The 18,735-nt window shown below is 75.5% G+C and carries 10 protein-coding genes; 7 read left to right on the top strand and 3 right to left on the bottom strand.

Going from position 1 to position 18,735, the window contains the following annotated elements; genetic code table 11:
- The first annotated feature begins 11 nt into the window (after positions 1-11).
- From EV378_RS30770 to EV378_RS30745, 6 genes are all read left to right on the top strand, one after another.
- Positions 12-9,428 (top strand): type I polyketide synthase, encoded by a 9,417-nt coding sequence (locus EV378_RS30770; protein WP_132430895.1) that lies wholly within the window; start codon positions 12-14, stop codon positions 9,426-9,428.
- A 53-nt stretch (positions 9,429-9,481) separates the two neighbouring features.
- Positions 9,482-10,261 (top strand): SDR family NAD(P)-dependent oxidoreductase, encoded by a 780-nt coding sequence (locus tag EV378_RS30765; protein WP_132430893.1) that lies wholly within the window; start codon positions 9,482-9,484, stop codon positions 10,259-10,261.
- Positions 10,262-10,273: 12 nt separating this feature from the next.
- The gene (locus EV378_RS30760) at positions 10,274-11,218 is read left to right on the top strand and encodes an aromatase/cyclase (RefSeq protein ID WP_132430891.1); all 945 of its coding nucleotides are present in this window, start codon (positions 10,274-10,276) and stop codon (positions 11,216-11,218) included.
- A 32-nt stretch (positions 11,219-11,250) separates the two neighbouring features.
- The gene (locus EV378_RS30755; RefSeq protein ID WP_132430889.1) at positions 11,251-11,508 is read left to right on the top strand and encodes an acyl carrier protein; all 258 of its coding nucleotides are present in this window, start codon (positions 11,251-11,253) and stop codon (positions 11,506-11,508) included.
- A 103-nt stretch (positions 11,509-11,611) separates the two neighbouring features.
- Positions 11,612-12,601 carry a helix-turn-helix transcriptional regulator gene (locus tag EV378_RS30750; RefSeq protein WP_132430887.1) on the top strand — a complete coding sequence of 330 codons (990 nt, stop codon included), beginning with the start codon at positions 11,612-11,614 and terminating at the stop codon, positions 12,599-12,601.
- Positions 12,598-13,455, top strand: coding sequence for an alpha/beta fold hydrolase (locus EV378_RS30745; RefSeq protein WP_132430885.1), 858 nt, complete (start codon positions 12,598-12,600; stop codon positions 13,453-13,455). Before EV378_RS30750 ends, EV378_RS30745 begins: the two co-directional genes overlap by 4 nt.
- Before the next feature lie 14 nt (positions 13,456-13,469).
- Here the strand turns inward: EV378_RS30745 and EV378_RS30740 are convergent, their stop codons facing one another.
- Genes EV378_RS30740 through EV378_RS30730 form a run of 3 tightly spaced genes read right to left on the bottom strand, consistent with a single transcriptional unit; the run spans position 13,470 to position 16,108 of the window.
- Positions 13,470-13,661, bottom strand: a complete 192-nt coding sequence (locus EV378_RS30740; protein ID WP_165922564.1) for an acyl-CoA carboxylase epsilon subunit — start codon at positions 13,659-13,661, stop codon at positions 13,470-13,472.
- A 10-nt stretch (positions 13,662-13,671) separates the two neighbouring features.
- Positions 13,672-15,282 carry an acyl-CoA carboxylase subunit beta gene (locus EV378_RS30735; RefSeq protein WP_132430881.1) on the bottom strand — a complete coding sequence of 537 codons (1,611 nt, stop codon included), beginning with the start codon at positions 15,280-15,282 and terminating at the stop codon, positions 13,672-13,674.
- 16 nt (positions 15,283-15,298) lie between these two features.
- Positions 15,299-16,108 (bottom strand): AfsR/SARP family transcriptional regulator, encoded by an 810-nt coding sequence (locus tag EV378_RS30730; protein WP_132430879.1) that lies wholly within the window; start codon positions 16,106-16,108, stop codon positions 15,299-15,301.
- Between the two features lie 373 nt (positions 16,109-16,481).
- Between EV378_RS30730 and EV378_RS30725 the strand changes: the two genes are divergently transcribed.
- Complete coding sequence (locus tag EV378_RS30725) at positions 16,482-18,734, top strand: TOMM precursor leader peptide-binding protein (RefSeq protein ID WP_165922563.1); 2,253 nt, start codon at positions 16,482-16,484, stop codon at positions 18,732-18,734.
- Position 18,735 lies beyond the last annotated feature (1 nt).

Here is an 18,735-nt window from a genome sequence, read left to right as displayed (position 1 = left end):
AGGGGACACCGGTGACCACCGACAGCTCCGCCAGCACCACGCCGATCGACGAGCCGCTCGCCGTCGTCGGACTGTCCTGCCGCCTGCCCGGCGCCGCCGACCCGCACGCCTACTGGGAGCTGCTGGCCACCGGGCGGGACGCCGTCGGCCCCGCCCCGGACTGGCGCGGCGAGCGCGGCCGGGGCGGCTACCTCGACGGCATCGAGCTGTTCGACGCCGCGTTCTTCGACGTCCCGGCCCAGGAGGCCGACGTCATGGACCCGCAGCAGCGTCTCGTGCTGGAGCTGGTGTGGGAGGCGCTGGAGGACGCCCGGATCGTGCCCGCGACGCTGCGCGACAGCGACACCGCGGTCGTGGTCGGCGCGATGTCCGACGACTACGCGCACGTCGTGCGCGCCGCGGCGGAACCGGCGGGCCCGTTCACCATGACCGGGACCGGCCGCGCGTTCCTGGCCAACCGCACGTCGTACGCGCTCGGGCTGCGCGGGCCGAGCATGACCGTCGACACCGGACAGTCGTCGTCGCTGGTCGCCGTGCACCAGGCCGCGGCGGCACTGCGGCGGGGAGAGTGCGGCACGGCCGTCGTGGGCGGCGTCCAGCTGAACCTGTCACCGGAGACCGAGTCCGCGATGGACGCCCTCGGCGTGCTGTCGCCGTCCGGGCGCTGCTGGACGTTCGACGAGCGGGCCGACGGCATCGCGCGCGGGGAGGGCGGCGGGTTCGTCGTGCTCAAGCCGCTGTCGCGGGCGCGCGCGGACGGCGACCGCGTCTACTGCACGCTGCTCGGCAGCGCCGTCAACAGCGGCGGGCACGGCGCCGGGCTGACGGCGCCGAACGAGTCCGCACAGTTCGACGTCGTCACGGCCGCCTGGGCGCACGCCGGCGTGCGGGGCGCGGACCTGCGCTACGTCGAGCTGCACGGCACCGGGACCCGGCTCGGCGACCCGATCGAGGCCGCCGCGCTCGGCCGGGCACTGGACGGCGCGCCGTCCGGCCGGCCACTGGACGTGGGCTCGGTGAAGACGAGCATCGGGCACCTGGAGGGCGCGGCCGGCATCGCGGGACTGATCAAGGTCGCGCTGTCGCTGCATCACAGGACGCTCCCCGCGACACCGCACCACGAGCGTCCGAACCCGGACATCGACTGGGCCGCGGGCACCCTGCGGATGCGGACCGCCGACGGGCGGTGGCCCGGTCCGGACGGTGACCTGGTGGCCGGCGTGTCCTCGTTCGGGCTCGGTGGCACGAACTGCCACGCCGTGCTCGGCGAGGGCCTGCCGGCCCACGCGGCCGACCCGTCGGGGGCGATGCCCGCTGGCGTCCCCCGCCCCCTCGTGCTCTCCGGCGCGACCCCGGCCGCGCTGTCGGCGCAGGCGGGGCGACTCGCCGACCACCTCGGGGCCGACGGGCCCGGCGGGGCCGATCCGGACGCGCTCGGCCTGTCGCTGGCCACAACGCGCACGGCGTTCGCGCACCGTGCCGCCGTGCTGGCGCGCCCCGGCGAGCCGCTCGGCGACCGCCTGCGCGCGCTGGCCGCCGGGGACACGGCGGGCGACGACGGCGTCGTGACCGGGACCGCCCGCCAGGGCGTGCTCGCCCACCTCATCCCGGGGCAGGGTGGGCAGCGGGCCGGCATGGGCCGCGAGCTGCACGCCGCGTTCCCCGCGTTCGCCACCGCGTTCGACGACGCGTGCGCGGCCGTGGACGGCCCGCTCGGCGAGAGCCTGCGCGACGTCGTCTGGGGATCCTCCGACGAGTGGGTCGACCGCCTGGAGTACGGCCAGCCGGCGCTGTTCGCGGTCGAGGTCGCGCTGTACCGGCTGTTCGAGTCCTGGGGCGTGATGCCGGACCTGCTGATCGGGCACTCCCAGGGCGAGATCACCGCGGCGCACCTGACCGGCGTGCTGTCCCTGGAGGACGCGGCCGCGTTCGTCGTGGAACGCGGGCGGCTGATCGGCAGCCTGCCGCCGGGCGGGTCGATGGTCGCCGTGCAGGCGACCGAGGACGAGCTGCTGCCGGTGCTCGCCGAGCACCCCGGCGCCGAGCTCGCCGCGATCAACAGCGAGCGGTCCGTCGTGGTGTCCGGTGTGTCCGAGGCGGTCGGCGCCGTCGCGGACCGGTTCCGCGCCATGGACCGCAGGGTGCGCGCGCTGCGGATCAGCCGGGCAGGGCACTGCGCGCTGATGGAGCCTATCCGCGAGCCGCTGCACGCGGCCGCCCGGCGCCTCACCTGGAACGCCCCGACCGGGCCGACGATCGTCTCTGCGGTCACCGGCGTCCCGGCCACGGTCGAGCAGCTGACCTCTCCGCGGCGGTGGGCCGAGCACCTCGTGGAGACCGTGCGCTTCGGGGACGCCGTCGCCACCGCGCGCTCCCTCGGCGCGACGACGTTCCTCGAGCTGGGGCCGGGGCACGGCCTCACCACGATGGCGGCCGAGACCGCCCCGGGCGGCACGCTGGCCGCGCCGCTCGGAGACACCGACGAGCCAGCCTCCGCGACGACGGCGCTCGCCACCCTGCACGTCACCGGCACCGGCGTGGACTGGCCGGCCGTGTTCGGCGGCGCCGGCCGGGTCGACCTGCCGACCTACGCGTTCCGCCGCCGCCGGTACTGGGCGGGCGACCGTCTCGCGCCGCCTGCGGAGCCGTCGCGCCCGGACACGCCGGCCGCGCGGCCGCCGGCCGACGAGGGCTCGGCACGGGATCTGGTGCGCGCCACCGTCGACGAGCTGCTCGGCCGCGAGGACACCCGCTCCGGAGGGGACACGCCGTTCCGGGAGCTGGGGCTGGACTCCCGGGGTGCCGTCGCGCTCGTCGGGCGCCTGGCCGAGCGGACCGGCCTGACGCTGCCCGTGTCGCTCGTGTTCGACCACCCGACGCCGGACCTGCTGGCCGCGCACGTCGCCGCGCTCGTCGGGCCGTCGGCGGACCCGCCCGTCGCGCCCGCCCCCGTCGCGCCCGCCCCCGTCGCGCCCGCCCCGGAGGCGGCCGTCGCCGAGCAGCGGGCCGACACCGACACCGAGCTCGGCGCCGACACCGCAGGACCCGACGACATCGCCGTCGTCGCGATGGCCTGCCGCTACCCGGGAGGGGTCGACTCCCCCGCCGCACTGTGGCGGCTGGTCGACTCCGGAACGGACGCGACCGGCCCGTTCCCGACCGACCGGGGCTGGGACCTCGACGGTATCGACACGGCCGCACGCCGCGGCGGCTTCCTGGACGAGGCCACCGCGTTCGACGCCCGGTTCTTCGGGATCTCCCCGCGCGAGGCGGCCGGCATGGACCCGCAGCAGCGCGTCCTGCTCGAGGTGGCCTCCGAGGCGTTCGAGCGGGCCGGGCTGGACCGGGACACGCTGCGCGGCAGCGACACCGGTGTCTACGTCGGAGCGATGGCGCAGGACTACGGCCCGCGGCTGGACGAGCCGAGCGAGGCGGGCGGGCACCGGATCACCGGCAGCACCACGAGCGTCGCCTCCGGGCGGATCTCCTACGTGCTGGGGCTCGTCGGGCCCGCCGTCACGGTGGACACGGCGTGCTCGTCCTCGCTGGTGGGCGTGCACCTGGCCGCGCAGGCGCTGCGCGCGGGCGAGTGCTCGACGGCGCTCGCCGGCGGCGTCGCCGTGATGAGCACCCCCGGCCTGTTCGTGGACTTCAGCCGCTCCGGCGGGCTGTCCCCGGACGGTCGCTGCAAGGCGTTCTCGGACGACGCCGACGGCACGGCGTGGGCCGAGGGCGCCGGGGTGCTCGTCCTGCAACGACTCGCCGACGCCAGGGCGGCCGGACGCACCGTGCACGCGGTGATCCGGGGGACGGCGACGAACCAGGACGGGGCCAGCAACGGGCTGACCGCCCCCAGCGGCGCCGCGCAGCGGGCCGTGATCCGGGCCGCGCTGGACCGGGCCGGTCTGCGGCCGGGCGACGTGGACGCCGTCGAGGCGCACGGCACCGGCACACCGCTGGGCGACCCGATCGAGGCGCAGGCGCTCGCCGACGTCTACGGCGCCGACCGCCCGGCCGGCCCGCTGGCGCTGGGCTCCCTGAAGTCGAACATCGGGCACGCTCAGGCCGCGGCCGGCGTCGGCGGCGTGATCAAGATGATCGAGTCGATGCGCGCGGGCCGGCTGCCCGCGACGCTGCACGCGGAGCGGCCGAGCGGACACGTCGACTGGCCGACGTCCGGTCTGGAGCTGCTGACCGGCGCGCGGGACTGGGACACCGGCCGGGTCCGCCGCGCCGCCGTCTCCTCGTTCGGCATCAGCGGCACGAACGCGCACGTGATCGTCGAGGAGCCGCCCGCCCGGACGGCCGGTCCGGAGCCCGCGGACGAGGGCCCGGTCGTCTGGCGGGTCTCGGCGCCGACCGTGGACGGCCTGCGGCGCACCGCGGCCCGGCTGGCGGAGCACCTCTCCCGCGACGACGCCCGCCCCGCCGACGTCGCCCGCACGCTCGCCGAGCGCACCGCGTTCGCGCGCCGCGCGGCCGTCGTCGGAGCGAGCGGTGACGACCTGCGCGCCGGGCTGGAGACGCTGGCCGCAGGCACGCCGGTGCCGCCGTCGGCCGGCCGCTACCACGCGCCGACGGTGCTGCGCGGCTCCGCCGCCGCCACGCACGACCCGGTGTTCGTGTTCCCCGGCCAGGGATCGCAGTGGTCGGGCATGGGGCGCGAGCTGCTGGAGACCTCTCCGGTGTTCGCCGGTTCCGTGGACGCGTGCGCACGGGCCCTCGCGCCACACGTCGACTGGGACCTGCACGACGCGCTGCGCGGCGACGCCCCGGACCGGGTCGACGTCCTGCAGCCCGCCCTGTTCGCGGTGATGGTCTCGCTGGCCGCGCTCTGGCGCGCCGAGGGCGTCCGGCCCGGTGCCGTCGTCGGGCACTCGCAGGGCGAGATCGCCGCGGCGCACGTCGCAGGCGCGCTGTCCCTCGAGGATGCCGCGGCCGTGGTCGCGCTGCGCAGCAAGGCGATCCGTGAGATCGCCGGCGACGGCGGCATGGTGGCGCTGCGGGTGGGCGACGAGCGCGCCCGCGAGCTGCTGGCGCCGTTCGCCCCGCGGATCGAGCTCGCCGTGGTCAACGGCCCGGGGTCCACGTCGGTCGCCGGGGAGGCTGCGGCGCTGACGGAGTTCCTCGCCGCCTGCGAGGCCGCGGGCGTCGACGCCCGCCGGATCGACGTCGACTACGCGTCACACACGCAGGCCGTCGAGCGGATCCGGGACTCCGTGACGGCGAGCCTCGCCACGGTCGCACCCCGCACGACCGACGTCCCGCTCTACTCGACGCTCACCGGCGGACGCATCGACACGTCCACGATGGACGCCGGGTACTGGTATGCGAACCTGCGCAACACCGTCGAGTTCTCCACGGCCGTCCGGGCGATGGCCGCCGACGGGCACAGGACGTTCGTCGAGTCCAGCCCGCACCCGGTGCTGGTGCACGGCATCGCCGAGCTCGCCGGGGACGACGGCTGCACGGTCGTCGGCTCGATCCGCCGCGACGCGGGCGGGCTCGGCCAGCTGCGGACGGCGCTCGCGGCGCTGCACGTCGCGGGCGCGCGGGTGGAGGCCCCCGCGGCGGGCCGCCGGATCGACCTGCCCGGCTACGCGTTCGACCGCGCCCGCCACTGGCTGACCGCCACACCGCAGGCGGCGGCCCGGCGGGGACCGCACCCGTTCGTGGACGGCGTCCTGGAGACCCGGGACGCGACGATCGCCCACGGGACCGTGGACCCGCAGGCCCACCCGTGGCTGCTCGACCACGGGGTCCGGGACACGGCCCTCCTGCCCGGCACCGCGTTCGTCGACGTCCTCGTGGCCGTCGGGCGCGAGCTGGACCTGCCGCGGGTGGCCGAGATGGTCCTGACCGAGCCGCTGGAGACCGACGGCGGTCCGGCCGGCCTGCGCGTCACGGCGGCCCGCGCGGACGAGGCCGGTCACCGCGCGGTAACCGTCGAGTCGACCCGCCCCGGCGCGGGCTGGGTGCGGCACGCCACCGCGACGCTCGCCCCGGCCGACGCCGCCCTGCCGGGCACCGTCCCGGCCGTCGGCGCGGCCGAGCGACCGGACCGCGACGGGACCGTCGACCTGACCGGCGCGTACGAGCGGCTGGCCGGCGCCGGGTACCGGTACGGGCCGGCGTTCCGCGGCCTGCGCGCGCTGTGGCGCGACCCGGACGACGACCGGACGCTGGTCGCCGACGTCGAGCTCCCGGTCCCCGACGGCGCCGGTGCGGGATGGACGATCCATCCGGCCCTGCTCGACGCCGCGCTGCACCCGGCGCTGGTCGCGGGCGACGGACGCCTCGCCGTTCCGTTCGGCTGGACCGACGTCGCCGTGCACGACGCGGCGGCCGGCGCGACGGCCGTCCGGGTACGGGTGCGGGTCGACGGGGACACCGTGTCGGCGCTCGTGACCGACCCCGGGGGCCGTCCGGTCGCGCGGGTCGGCGGGCTGCGGATGCAGGCCGTCGCGCCGGCCGGGCGTCCGGAGCTGCTCGTCCACTCGACTCGCCAGGTGGACGCACCGGCCGCACCCGTCGACTGGGCCTGGTTCGACGAGGTTGGCGACGGCCCGGCACCCGCGGTCGTCGCGCTCGCGGTGCGCGACGGCGACGGCGACGGCGACGGCGATACAGCGGGCACCGGCGGCGTCCCCGCCGCTGTGACCGGCCGGACCGCGGAGGCGCTGCGGCTGCTGCAGGAGGCGCTGGGCGACCCGCGCCTCGCCCGCAGCACGATCGCCGTCGTCACCCGGGGTGCCGCCGCCCCGGCCGGCCGCGAGACGCTGGCCGGGCTGTCCGAGGCCGCCGTCGCCGGGCTGGCCAGGTCGGCCGCGACCGAGAACCCGGGACGGGTCAGGCTCGTCGACCTCGACGACACCCCGGCCTCGGCCGCCGCGCTGGACTCGGCACTGGCCTGCGGCGAGCCCGAGCTGCTGGTCCGCGACGGGTTGCTGCGGGTACCGCACCTGAGGCCCGCCGACGACGACCTGCTCGCCGTCCCGCAGGACGCGCCCGCCTGGCGCCTGGACGTCACGCGGAAGGGGTCCCTCGACGACGCCGCGCTCGTCCCGCACCCCGAGGCGGTGGCCCCGCTGGGCGACCACGAGGTGCGCATCGCGGTGCGGGCGGCCGGCCTGAACTTCCGCGACGTCGCGGTCGGGACCGGCCTGGTGCGCTCCGAGCTGACGATGGGCAGCGAGGGCGCGGGCGTCGTGACCGGGACCGGGGCCGGCGTCGAGGGCCTGGCCGTCGGCGACCGCGTGTTCGGCGTGTTCGAGCGCTCGCTCGGCCCGGTCGCCGTCGCCGACGCGCGCACGGTACGTCCGATCCCGCCCGGGTGGTCGTTCAGCCGTGCGGCCGCCGTCCCGATCGTCTACGTCACCGCCTACCAGTGCATCGTCGAGATCGCCCGGCTGTCCCGCGGCGAGAGCATGCTGATCCACACCGCGACCGGAGGCGTCGGTGTCGCGGCGATCCAGATCGCCCGTCACCTCGGCGCCGAGGTGTTCGCCACGGCCAGTCCGGCCAAGCAGGACATGTTGCGTGCCATGGGGATCGACGACGACCACATCGCGTCGTCGCGGACGCTGGAGTTCGAGGAGCACTTCCGGTCCACGACCGGGGGCCGCGGGATCGACGTCGTGCTGAACTCGCTGGCCGGCGAGTCGATCGACGCCTCGCTGCGCCTGCTGGCCCCCGGCGGCCGGTTCGCCGAGATGGGCAAGACCGACATCCGCGACCGCGCCGACGTCGTCGCGCAGCATCCCGGCGTGCACTACGCGGCCTACAACATCCTCGGCGAGGAGCCGGAGCGGATCGGCGAGGTGCTCGACGAGCTGATCGCCCTGTTCGGCGCAGGCGACCTGCACGAGCTGCCGCTCACCGTCTCCGACGTGCGGCGCGGGCACACCGCGCTCCGGACGCTCCGCCGCGCCACGCACCGGGGCAAGCTCGTCGCGACGATGCCGCGCACCTACGACCCGTCCGGCACGACCCTGATCACCGGCGGGACCGGCGAGCTCGGCGGGCTCGTCGCGCGGCACCTGGTGACCCGCCACGGCGCACGGAACCTGCTGCTCGTCGGCCGCCGCGGCCCGGACGCGCCGGGCGCCGCGGAGCTGGTCGCCGAGCTGGAGGCGCTGGGCGCCACGGTCACGGTCACCGCGTGCGACGCCGCCGACCGGGACGCGCTCGCGCCGCTGGTGGCCGAGCACCGGCCGACCGCGGTCGTGCACGCCGCCGGGGTGCTGGCCGACGGCCTGGTCGAGCGGATGAGCGCCGACCAGCTGGCGGAGGCGTTGCGCCCCAAGGTCGACGCGGCCTGGAACCTGCACGAGCTGACGTCCGGGACGGACCTGTCCGCGTTCGTCCTGTTCTCGTCGGCGGCCGGCGTCCTCGGCGACGCTGGCCAGGGCAACTACGCCGCGGCCAACACGTTCCTGGACGCCCTGGCCCGGCACCGCCGCTCGGCCGGCCTGGCCGCCACGAGCGTCGCGTGGGGCCTCTGGGAGCAGCGCAGCGGCATGACCGCGCACCTCACCGACGGCGACGTCGAACGGCTGCGCCGCGCCGGCATCGCCCCGCTGCCGACGACGGACGCGCTCGCGCTGCTCGACGCCGCACTGGCCGGTGACGACGCCGTCTACGTGCCGATGATGGTCGACGCCGACGGGTTGGCGCGGAACCCGCGCCGCTCGCACCTGCTGTCCGAGCTCGCCGGCGAGGCGCCGGAGACAGAGCCGGCGACAGAGCCGGAGACAGAGCCGGCGACAGAGCCGGAGACAGAGCCGGCGACAGAGCCGGAGACAGAGCCGGCGACAGAGCCGGAGACAGAGCCGGCGACAGAGCCGGAGACAGAGCCGGAGCGGTCACGGCGAGAACCGGCGGCCCCACCGGCCTCCGCCGACCCCGCCGTCGACGGCCTGGAGCTCGTGCTCCGGCACGCCGCGGAGGTGCTGGGCGTCGACGACGCGGACGGGATCGGCCCGGACGACGCGTTCCGCGACCTCGGGTTCGACTCGCTGCTCGGGCTCGACCTGCGCAACCGGCTCAACGCCGAGGTCGGCGGGCTCGATCTGCCCGCGGAGGCCGTCATGACCCACCCGACACCCCGGGAGCTGGCGGCGCTGATCGCACCGGTGCCCGCCGCACCGGCCGCACCCGCCCACGAACCGGACGGCGCGGACACCGGACGGTGGCTCGACGTGGTCCGGGAGACGACCGCCGACGTCCTCGGTCTCGGCGACGCCGCGGAGATCGGCCCGGACGAGCCGTTCCGGGACCTCGGCGTCGACTCGCTGCTCGGGCTCGACCTGCGCAACCGGCTCAACGCCGCCGTCGACGACCTGTCCCTGCCCGCCGAGGCGGTGATCGAGCACCGCACACCCGAGGCGCTGGCCACGTTCATGCACGACCGGCTGGCCGCCGTCTGATCCGTACGAGACCACCGGCAGACCCGGTACCCCACCCGAGGAGGAGAGCAAGCATGGCACTGCGAGAGGGAGACACCGCGCTCGTCACCGGCGGCACCAGCGGGATCGGCCTCGCCGTCGCGGAGAACCTCGCCGCGGCCGGCAACAAGGTCTTCCTGGTCGCCCGCGACGGCGACCGGGTCGCCGACACCGTCGAGCGCCTCGCCAAGGAGGACCACGCGGTCGCCGGCACCACCTGCGACGTCCGCGACGCCGACGACATCCGCCGCGCGGTCGCCGAGGCGAACGAGTTCGGCGACGTCGACGTGCTGGTCAACAACGCGGGCCGCAGCGGCGGCGGGATCACCGCGCAGCTGTCCGACGAGCTGTGGGACGACGTCGTCGCCACGAACCTGACCAGCGTGTTCCGCATGACCCGCGAGGTGCTGACCAGCGGGATGAGCGATCGCGGATGGGGCAGGGTGATCAGCATCGCCTCCACGGCGGGGAAGCAGGGCGTCGTCTACGGCGCGCCCTACTCCGCGTCGAAGCACGGGGTCGTCGGCTTCACCAAGGCGCTCGGCAACGAGCTGGCCGCCACCGGGATCACGGTGAACGCCGTCTGTCCCGGCTACGTGGAGACCCCGATGGCCGAGGGCATCCGGGCCGGCCACGCCGCGCACTTCGGGGTCACGACCGACGACGTGCGCCGCAAGTTCGAGTCGAAGATCCCGATGGGGCGCTACAGCACACCGGAGGAGGTCGCCGGCCTGGTCGGCTACCTGACCACCCCGAGCGCGAACTCGATCACCAGCCAGGCCCTGAACGTCTGCGGCGGCCTGGGCAACTTCTGAGAGGAGGCGAACATGGAACTCACCCACTCCGAGCACGCGATCGACGTCGCGGCGCCCGCCGCGACCGTCGCGGCCATCGTCGGCGCCGTCTCGTCGTGGCCGACGTTCTTCCCGCCGACGGTGCACGCCAGGCGGGAGGCGGGCGACGACCACGAGGAGACGATCCGGATCTGGGCCACGGCCAACGGCGAGCTGCGGACCTGGACGTCGCGGCGCACGCTGTCCGCCGACGGCAGGCGGGTCGACTTCGAGCAGCAGCAGCCCCGGCACCCGGTCGCGGCGATGGGCGGCTCCTGGCGGATCACTCCCGACGGCGACGGCTGCCGCGTGGTGCTCCTGCACCACTACGCGGCCGTCGACGACGACCCGGGCGTGCTGGAGCAGATGAACCGGGCCGTCGACACGAACAGCACCGCCGAGCTGGCCGCACTCAAGAACTCGGCCGAGCGGGCGGCGGCCGACCTCGTCTACTCGTTCGCCGACACCGAGGTGATCGAGGGGCCGGTCGGCGAGGCCTACGCGTTCGTGAACGACTGCGCCCGCTGGCCGGAGCGGCTGCCGCACGTGGCACGCCTTGACGTCGACGAGACGACCCCCGGCCTGCAGATGATGGAGATGGACACCCGCTCGGCCGACGGCTCGGTGCACACCACCGTCTCCGGGCGCGTCTGCTTCAACGGGGAGCGGATCGTCTACAAGCAGACCACCCCGCCGCGCGGCCTGGCCGGGCACCGCGGGGAGTGGACGTTCGAGCGCCAGGACGCCGGACGCGTCGCCGTCACCTCGCGACACACTGTGGTGCTCGACCCGGACGCGTTCGCCTCGCTGCCGAACCCGCCCGCCGACCTCGACGAGGCCCGCGCGCTGGTGCGGCACGCGCTCGGCTCGAACAGCCGGGCCACGCTCGCCCACGCGAAGGCCCACGTCGAGGGCGTCACCGCGACGACATCGGCCTGAACCGACCGTACGAGAGGACAAGGAGCACGAGCATGGACACGTTCACCCTCGAGGACCTGAAGACCTACCTGCGCGAGGCCGTCGGCGACGACGACTCGGTCGACCTGGACGGCGACATCGTCGACGTCCCGTTCGCCGAGCTGGGCTTCGACTCGCTGGCCGTGATCGACACCACCAGCAAGATCGAGCGGCGGTACGGCGTCGCGCTTCCGGAGGACGCCGCGGCCGCCGCCGAGACGCCGGGCGAGCTGCTCGAGCTGGTCACGTCCCAGATCGCCGCAGCTGCCTGACCGCAGCGGCACCATCGCGTCGGCCCGGCCCGGGACTCCCCGGCCGGGCCGACGCGTACCGAATGGGACCGATCCGGTCCGCATCGGTCTCTACGCTGCGGACATGCTCGACACCCCGGCCCGGCTCCTGCGCCTGCTGTCGCTGCTGCAGGCACGCCCGGAGTGGAGCAGCACGGAGCTGGCCGACGAGCTCGAGGTCACGCGGCGCACGGTCCGCCGCGACGTCGACCGGCTGCGCGAGATCGGCTACCCGATCAACTCGAGCCGTGGCTCGTCCGGCGGCTACCGGCTCGGCAGCGGAGGCGGGCTGCCCCCGCTGCTGCTCGACGAGGACGAGGCCGTCGCGATCGCGCTGGGGCTGCAGCGGTCGGCGTCGACCCGGGTCACCGGCCTGGAGGAGGCGGGGGCGTCGGCGCAGACGAAGCTGCGCGAGCTGCTCCCGCCGCGGGTGCGCGGCCGGCTGGACTCGATGCAGCTGGCCACCGAGCACAGCAGGCACGCGCCGCCCGAGGTCCCGGCCGCGCTGCTGACGTCGCTCGCCGAGACCTGCCACCGTCATGAACGGCTGCGCTTCGACTACCGGTCGCACGACGGCGCCGCGTCCCGCCGGGAGATCGAGCCGCACCGGCTCGTGTTCCTGGACGGCCGCTGGTACCTGCTCGGCCGCGACCTCGACCGGGACGACTGGCGCAGCTTCCGCGTCGACCGGCTCGAGCCGAGGACCCCGACCGGCCCGCGGTTCACGCCGACGCCGCTGTCCGACTCCGACGCCCGCGAGCTGGTCACCCGCGGCGTGACCGAGGCGCTGAGCACGATCCGGGCGAGGGTGCGCTTCGCGCTGCCCGCCGACCGGGTCGCGGCGCGCGCGAACGCCTACCGTCAACGCGTCGACGCCGACGGGCCCGACGCGTGCGTGCTGCACTGCGGCGGCGACTCGGTGGAGACGCTCGCCTGGTGGCTCGGCTCCTTCGACGCCGACTTCACCGTGCTGGACCCGCCGGAGCTCCGGGAGCAGTGCCGCGTCCTGGAGCGACGCTACCGGTCGGCCGGCACCGATCCCTGCTCCCCGGACGAAGAGGAAGATCACGCATGAGCGAGAACGTCCGCCACCGGCACGTCACGGTGGGTGGCTCGCACCTGCACGTCGCCGAGGCAGGCGACCCCGACGGGCGGCCCGTGCTGCTGCTGCACGGCTGGCCCCAGACCTGGCGCGCCTGGACGGAGGTGATGGGCCTGGCCGCCGGGCAGGGGATCCGCCCGATCGCGGTCGACCTTCCCGGCGTCGGCGGTTCGACCGGCGACGCGACCGACGGGTCCAAGCAGGCCGTCGCCGACGTCGTGCACGGGCTCGTCGAGGCCATGGGTCTGCGGGACACGGTGCTGGTCGGGCACGACATCGGCGCGATGGTCGTGCACTCCTACGTCCGCACCCACGACGACATGTCCGGCGCCGTGCTCGTCGACGCCGCGGTGCCCGGCATCCCGCCGTGGGACGAGGTGCTGGCCAACCCGTACATCTGGCACTTCGCGTTCCACGCGCTCCCGGACCTGCCCGAACAGCTCGTCCGGGGACGGGAGCGGGTGTACCTCGACTTCTTCTTCGACGCCGTGTCCGCGGACGGGTCCCGGATCACGCAGGAGGCCAGGGCGGACTACGCGGAGGCGTACTCGCGCCCGGAGGCCCTGACCGCGGGCTTCGACTGGTACCGCACGTTCGCCGCGGACGCCGAGCACAACCGCACCGAGGCCGTCCAGCGGCCGGTCAAGACGCCGCTGTTGTACCTGCACAGCGGCTACCAGGGCGGGGACGCGGCCGTCTACGCCGAGGCGCTGGCCGACGCCGGCTGCGCCTCCGTCGGCCACGACACGCTCAGCGGCTACGGGCACTTCCTGCCCGAGGAGGCGCCGGCCGAGCTGTGGGCACGGATCGCGGCGTTCCTACCCTGACGCCGGGACCGGACTCACGCGGCCGGGTCCGATGTCCAGTCCGCGGCGGGCACGAGCACGGCGGGCCGCAGCCACGTCACCGACGCGGCGGCAGGCCCGTCGTGCGTGCCCGCGGACCGGACGGCGCCGAGGGCGGCGACCAGCGCGGCGACCTCGACGTCGTCCGGGTCGCCGCGCTCGATCCTGATGTCGGGTGTGCCGGGCACGGTTCGCTCCTCACTGCGGTGGGTTGCCGTGCTTGCGCACCGGCGTCTCCGCATGCTTGGAGCGCAGCGCGTCCAGCGCCCCGACCAGCACGCGGCGGGTGTCCGCGGGATCGATCACGTCGTCGACGAGCCCCCGCTCGGCCGCGTAGTACGGATGCAGGAGCTCGTCACGGTAGTCCTCGATGCGGGCGGCCCTTGTTCCCTCCGGGTCGGGCGACCCGGCGATCTCGCGTCGGAAGATGATCCCGGCCGCTCCCTCCGCCCCCATCACGGCGACCTCGTTGGACGGCCACGCGAACGACAGGTCCGCCCCGATCGACCGGCTGTCCAGCACGATGTACGCGCCGCCGTAGGCCTTGCGCAGGATGACCTGCACCCGCGGCACGGTGGCCGCGCAGTAGGCGTACAGGAGCTTCGCGCCGTGCCGGATGATCCCCCGATGTTCCTGCTCGGAGCCGGGCAGGAACCCCGGCACGTCGAGCATCGTCACGATCGGGATGCTGAACGCGTCGCAGGTCTGCACGAAGCGAGCGGCCTTGTCCGAGGCGTCGATGTCCATCGTGCCGGCCAGCACCGACGGCTGGTTGGCCACGATGCCGACCACGTGCCCGTCGAGCCTGGCGAACGCGCACACGATGTTCGGAGCCCACCCCTCGTGGATCTCCAGCATCGACGCGTCGTCGGTCACCTCGGTGATGACGTCACGTACGTCGTAGGCCTGCGCCGGGTCGGTCGAGACGATGTCGTAGAGCGCCTCGCAGCGGCGCTCCGGCGGGTCGCCGACACGTTCGACCGGCGGGCCCGACCGGTTGTTGGCGGGCAGCATCGACAGCAGCAGGCGGACGTCGTCGAAACAGGAGGCCTCGTCCTCGTGCACGAACGACGCCACGCCGGAGCGGCTGCCGTGCACCCCCGCGCCGCCGAGCTCGTCGATCGGGACCCGTTCGCCGGTCACCGTGGCGACCACGTCCGGCCCGGTGACGAACATCTGCGCGGTGCCGCGGACCATGAACACGACGTCGGTGAGCGCCGGAGAGTAGGCCGCGCCACCCGCGCACGGCCCGAGCACGACGCTGATCTGCGGGATCACGCCGGACGCCGCGGTGTTGCGACGGAAGATCCCCCCGTAGCCGGCCAGCGCGGTGACACCCTCCTGGATCCGGGCGCCCGCCCCGTCGGAGATGCCGACGAGCGGGCTGCCCGTCGAGATCGCGAGGTCCATCGTCTTGTGGATCTTCTCGGCGTGCGACTCGCCGAGCGCGCCGCCGAAGATCCGGAAGTCGTGACCGTAGGCGTAGACGGTGCGGCCCTCGACCTTGCCCCACCCGGCCACCACGCCGTCGGTGTACGGACGGTTCGCGTCCATCCCGAACGCGGACGCCCGGTGCCGCCGCAGCGGCTCGATCTCGACGAACGTGCCAGGGTCGAACAGCAGTTCCAGGCGTTCGCGGACGGTCAGCTTCCCGCGGTCGTGCTGGCGGTCGGTGGCCGCCGGGTCGGGCCCGTCCTGGACGGACAGATCGAGCTCGCGGCGCGCCCGTGCCCGGGAGCGCAGGTCGTCGCCGGGGTCGGGTGCGTCGGGGTCTCCCGTGTCGTGGGGGCGTGGTGCGACAGCGGTCATCGGCGTCCTCCCGCGCTCAGGCCGCGACGGCCGCGTCGGGCAGGTCGAGCGCCGGGTCGCCGTCCAGGATGCCGCTGTGCAGCCGCTGGACCGGGGCCGACGGCTCGATCGCGAGCTCGTCCACCAGGTGGCGGCGCAGCGTCGCGAACACCCGCATCGCCTCCGACGAGCGGCCGCTGCGGTGCAGTGCCAGCATCAGCCGTGCGGCCAGGCCCTCGTGCATCGGGTGCCTGCCGCAGAGCGTGGTGAGCTCGGCGAGCAGCCCGGTGTGGCGCCCGAGCCGGATCTCGGCGTCGATGCAGGTCTCGAGCACGGTCAGGCGGTGCTCGTCCATCCGGGTCGTCTCCAGGCGGAGCACCGGGCCGGTGTTCACGTCGATCAGCACCGGGCCGCGCCACAGGTCCAGCGCGTCCCGCAGGATCTCCGCCGCGCCGGCGTCGTCGCCCAGGTCGGCGGCCCTGCGGCCGGACTCGGCCCGCTCCAGGAAACGCGTGAGGTCGACCACGGTGGGTTCGACGGCCAGGCGGTATCCGGTGTGGCAGGTCTGCAGGACGTCCTTCGCCCGCGCCGACCGCTCGGCCCGGGAGCCCGTCGTCGTACCCGCGATCAGCCGGCGAAGCTGCATGACGTAGGTCTGGATGGTGGTCGCGGCGCTGCGCACGGGCTGCTCGCCCCACAGCTCCTCGACCAGCGTGTCGACCGTGACGACCTGGCCGGGCGACGCGGCCAGCGTCGCGAGGACCTGTCGCGGCTTCCCCGCCGACGGCGTGATGTCCGAACCGTCCTCCGCGCGGACGGTCAGCGTCCCGAGCATGTCGACGAACACGGTGGCCTCCCTCTGTGTCTCACCGGTGCCGGCCGGGACGACGTCCCGACCGGCCGTTCGACGTCCAGTCGACCCCATGACCTGCGAAGATCGGCACGACGACCGTCATCCGTCCGGGATGAGTCGTGCCCGGGGCACCCGTGACGGATTCACGGGTGGGCCGTGTCCGACGCACTGGGGCGGCCGGGCGCGCGAGGACGACGCTGGTCGGGCGGGTCGCACACACGGCGGCCCGACACCGACGCGGAGGAGATCCCGTGCACGAGCGCACCGAGCTGACCGTGGAGCACCTCGACGGATGGACCGACGAGACGCCGTCGGCCGTCGAACCCACCACCATCTGCTGGTTCGACGTCCCGGCGGACGCGATCGCATGACGTCCGCACCTCCCCGGGTCCGGCCGGACCTCGTCGTGGTCGGCACGGCCGCCGGCCGGGCGTGGCTGGCGGGCGAGCGGGGGATCACCGCGGTCGGCGAGCGGGCCGGTGGTGTGGACGTCGGGGAGCTGCTCGCCCTGCTGGACGGCTCGCTGGACCTCGCGGCCCTCGCCGGGCGGCTCGGTGTCGGGCGCGAGCGGCTCCGGCCGGTGCTCGACGACCTCGTCTCGGCCGGTCTCGTCGCCCCCGCCCCCGTCCCCGGCACCCGGATGGCCGAGGCGGCGTGGTGGGCGGGCGCCGGGCTCGCCCCCGCCGACAACGCGACGACGCTCCGGTCGAGCGCCGTGGCGGTCGTCGACCTGCGCGACGGTCCCGCCGACGGCCCGGACGGCCCGGACGACCTGGACGGCGCACTCGACCTGGCCGGCCTGCGGGCCGCAGCGCCGGGCGTGGACGCCGAGATGAGCGTCGTGCTCTGCTCGGACTACCTCGACCCGCGCCTGGCCGCGGTGGACGCGGACCACCGACTGGCGGGGCGGCCATGGCTGCTCGGCACGGTGACCGGACGGCACGCCTGGATCGGGCCCGTGTTCTCCCGTCGCAGCGGCTGCTGGCACTGCCTGGCGCATCGCCTCGGCGGGCAACGGGCTGCCGAACGGGCCCTGCAGGCCGGCCGCGGGCACGACGAGCCGCTGCCCCGGCCACGCGTCGGGCTGCCGGTGCACACTCGTGCGGCGCTGCACGTGATGGCCGGCGAGGCCGCGAAGTGGGTCGCCGGCGTGTCACCGGAGGACGGCCGCCGCGTGACCACCTGGGACACGCTGGAGCTGACGACGGAGCACCATCGGTTCACCGCCCGCCCACAGTGCCCCGCCTGCGGCGACCCGGGCCTGGTCGCCCGGGCCGCCGAACGCCCCGTCGCGCTGCGGCGACGGCCGGTGGCCGACCGTTCCGGGGGGCTGCGCGCCGAGGGACCCGACCAGGTGTGGGAGCGCTACCGGCACCTCGTCGGCCCGGTCACCGGGGTGGTCCGCGAGATCGTGCGCGACGACCGCGTCCCCGGCTCGCTGCACGCATGGCGCTCCGGGCCGAACCTCGCCGCGGGCGGCGGTCTCGGAGCCGTGCTGGGGACGGTCCGGTCGCACAGCGGCGGGAAGGGCGTCACGGCGGTCCAGGCCCGCACCGGCGCGCTGTGCGAGGCACTGGAGCGCTGGAGCGGCGCGTACCAGGGGGACGAGCCGCGGATCCGCGCGGCACGCGCCGATCTGGGCGATGCCGCGGTCGACCCGGCGGACTGCCTGCTGGTCGACGACCGCCAGCTCGACGGACGGGACGTCTGGAACGCGGCCCACGGCACGTTCCAGCACGTCCCGGTGCCACCCGGAGCAGACGACGAGCTGGACTGGACGCCACTGTGGTCGCTCACCACGGATCGCAGGCGGCTGCTCCCGACCCGGATGTGCTATTTCGGCGCACCGCCCGGACCAGCGGGCTCCGGGCTGCGGGCCGACTCCAACGGCTGCGCCGCCGGGGCGAGCCTCGAGGACGCCGTGCTGCAGGGTCTGCTGGAGCTCGTCGAGCGCGACGCGGTGGCGACGTGGTGGTACACCCGCGCGAGCCACCCGGAGTGCGAGCTCCCGCCGGGCGACCCGGTGGCCGATGCCGCGCAGTGCGACCACGCCGCGCTCGGGCGGACGCTGTGGGCCCTCGACCTCACGTCGGACCTGGGCGTGCCGGTCGTGGCCGCGGTGTCCCGCGGTCCGGGCGGGCCGGACGGTCCCGGCGAGGGCATCGCGTTCGGCTTCGGGGCGCACCCCGACCCGGCCGTGGCGCTGCACCGGGCGCTGTGCGAGCTCGGCCAGCTCCTGCCCGCCGCGCTGGCCCCGCGGACCTGCTCGGACCCGGACGCCCGCGCGTGGTGGACCGGCGCGACGCTGGCCGGGGAGCCGTGGCTCGCGCCGGACCCGGACGCGCACGTGCTGACGCGCATCGCCCCGCACGGCGACGACGTCCGGGACGTGCTGGACACGGTCCGCGACCGCGTGGAGGCCGCCGGGCACGAGGTGCTGGTGCTCGACCAGACGCGGCCGGACGTCGGGCTGCCCGTGGTGCGCGTGGTCGCCCCCGGCCTGCGGCATTTCTGGGCACGGTTCGCGCCCGGCCGGCTGTTCGACGTCCCGGTCCGGACCGGCCGGATACCGGCCGCGCTGGGCTACGACGAGCTCAACCCGGTCCCGATGTTCCTGTGAC

Source organism: Pseudonocardia endophytica, assembly GCF_004339565.1.
Taxonomy (GTDB): domain Bacteria; phylum Actinomycetota; class Actinomycetes; order Mycobacteriales; family Pseudonocardiaceae; genus Pseudonocardia; species Pseudonocardia endophytica.
Note: the sequence above shows the minus strand (reverse complement) of the source record. Positions and strands in the feature narration are given on the sequence as shown.

What these genes read in the sequence shown, in the direction of transcription:
- EV378_RS30765 (WP_132430893.1), top strand. Translation starts at nt 9,482, where the DNA reads ATGGCACTGCGAGAGGGAGACACCGCGCTCGTCACCGGCGGCACCAGC.
- EV378_RS30760 (WP_132430891.1), top strand. Translation starts at nt 10,274, where the DNA reads ATGGAACTCACCCACTCCGAGCACGCGATCGACGTCGCGGCGCCCGCC.
- EV378_RS30755 (WP_132430889.1), top strand. Translation starts at nt 11,251, where the DNA reads ATGGACACGTTCACCCTCGAGGACCTGAAGACCTACCTGCGCGAGGCC.
- EV378_RS30750 (WP_132430887.1), top strand. Translation starts at nt 11,612, where the DNA reads ATGCTCGACACCCCGGCCCGGCTCCTGCGCCTGCTGTCGCTGCTGCAG.
- EV378_RS30745 (WP_132430885.1), top strand. Translation starts at nt 12,598, where the DNA reads ATGAGCGAGAACGTCCGCCACCGGCACGTCACGGTGGGTGGCTCGCAC.
- EV378_RS30735 (WP_132430881.1), bottom strand. Translation starts at nt 15,282, where the DNA reads ATGACCGCTGTCGCACCACGCCCCCACGACACGGGAGACCCCGACGCA.
- EV378_RS30725 (WP_165922563.1), top strand. Translation starts at nt 16,482, where the DNA reads ATGACGTCCGCACCTCCCCGGGTCCGGCCGGACCTCGTCGTGGTCGGC.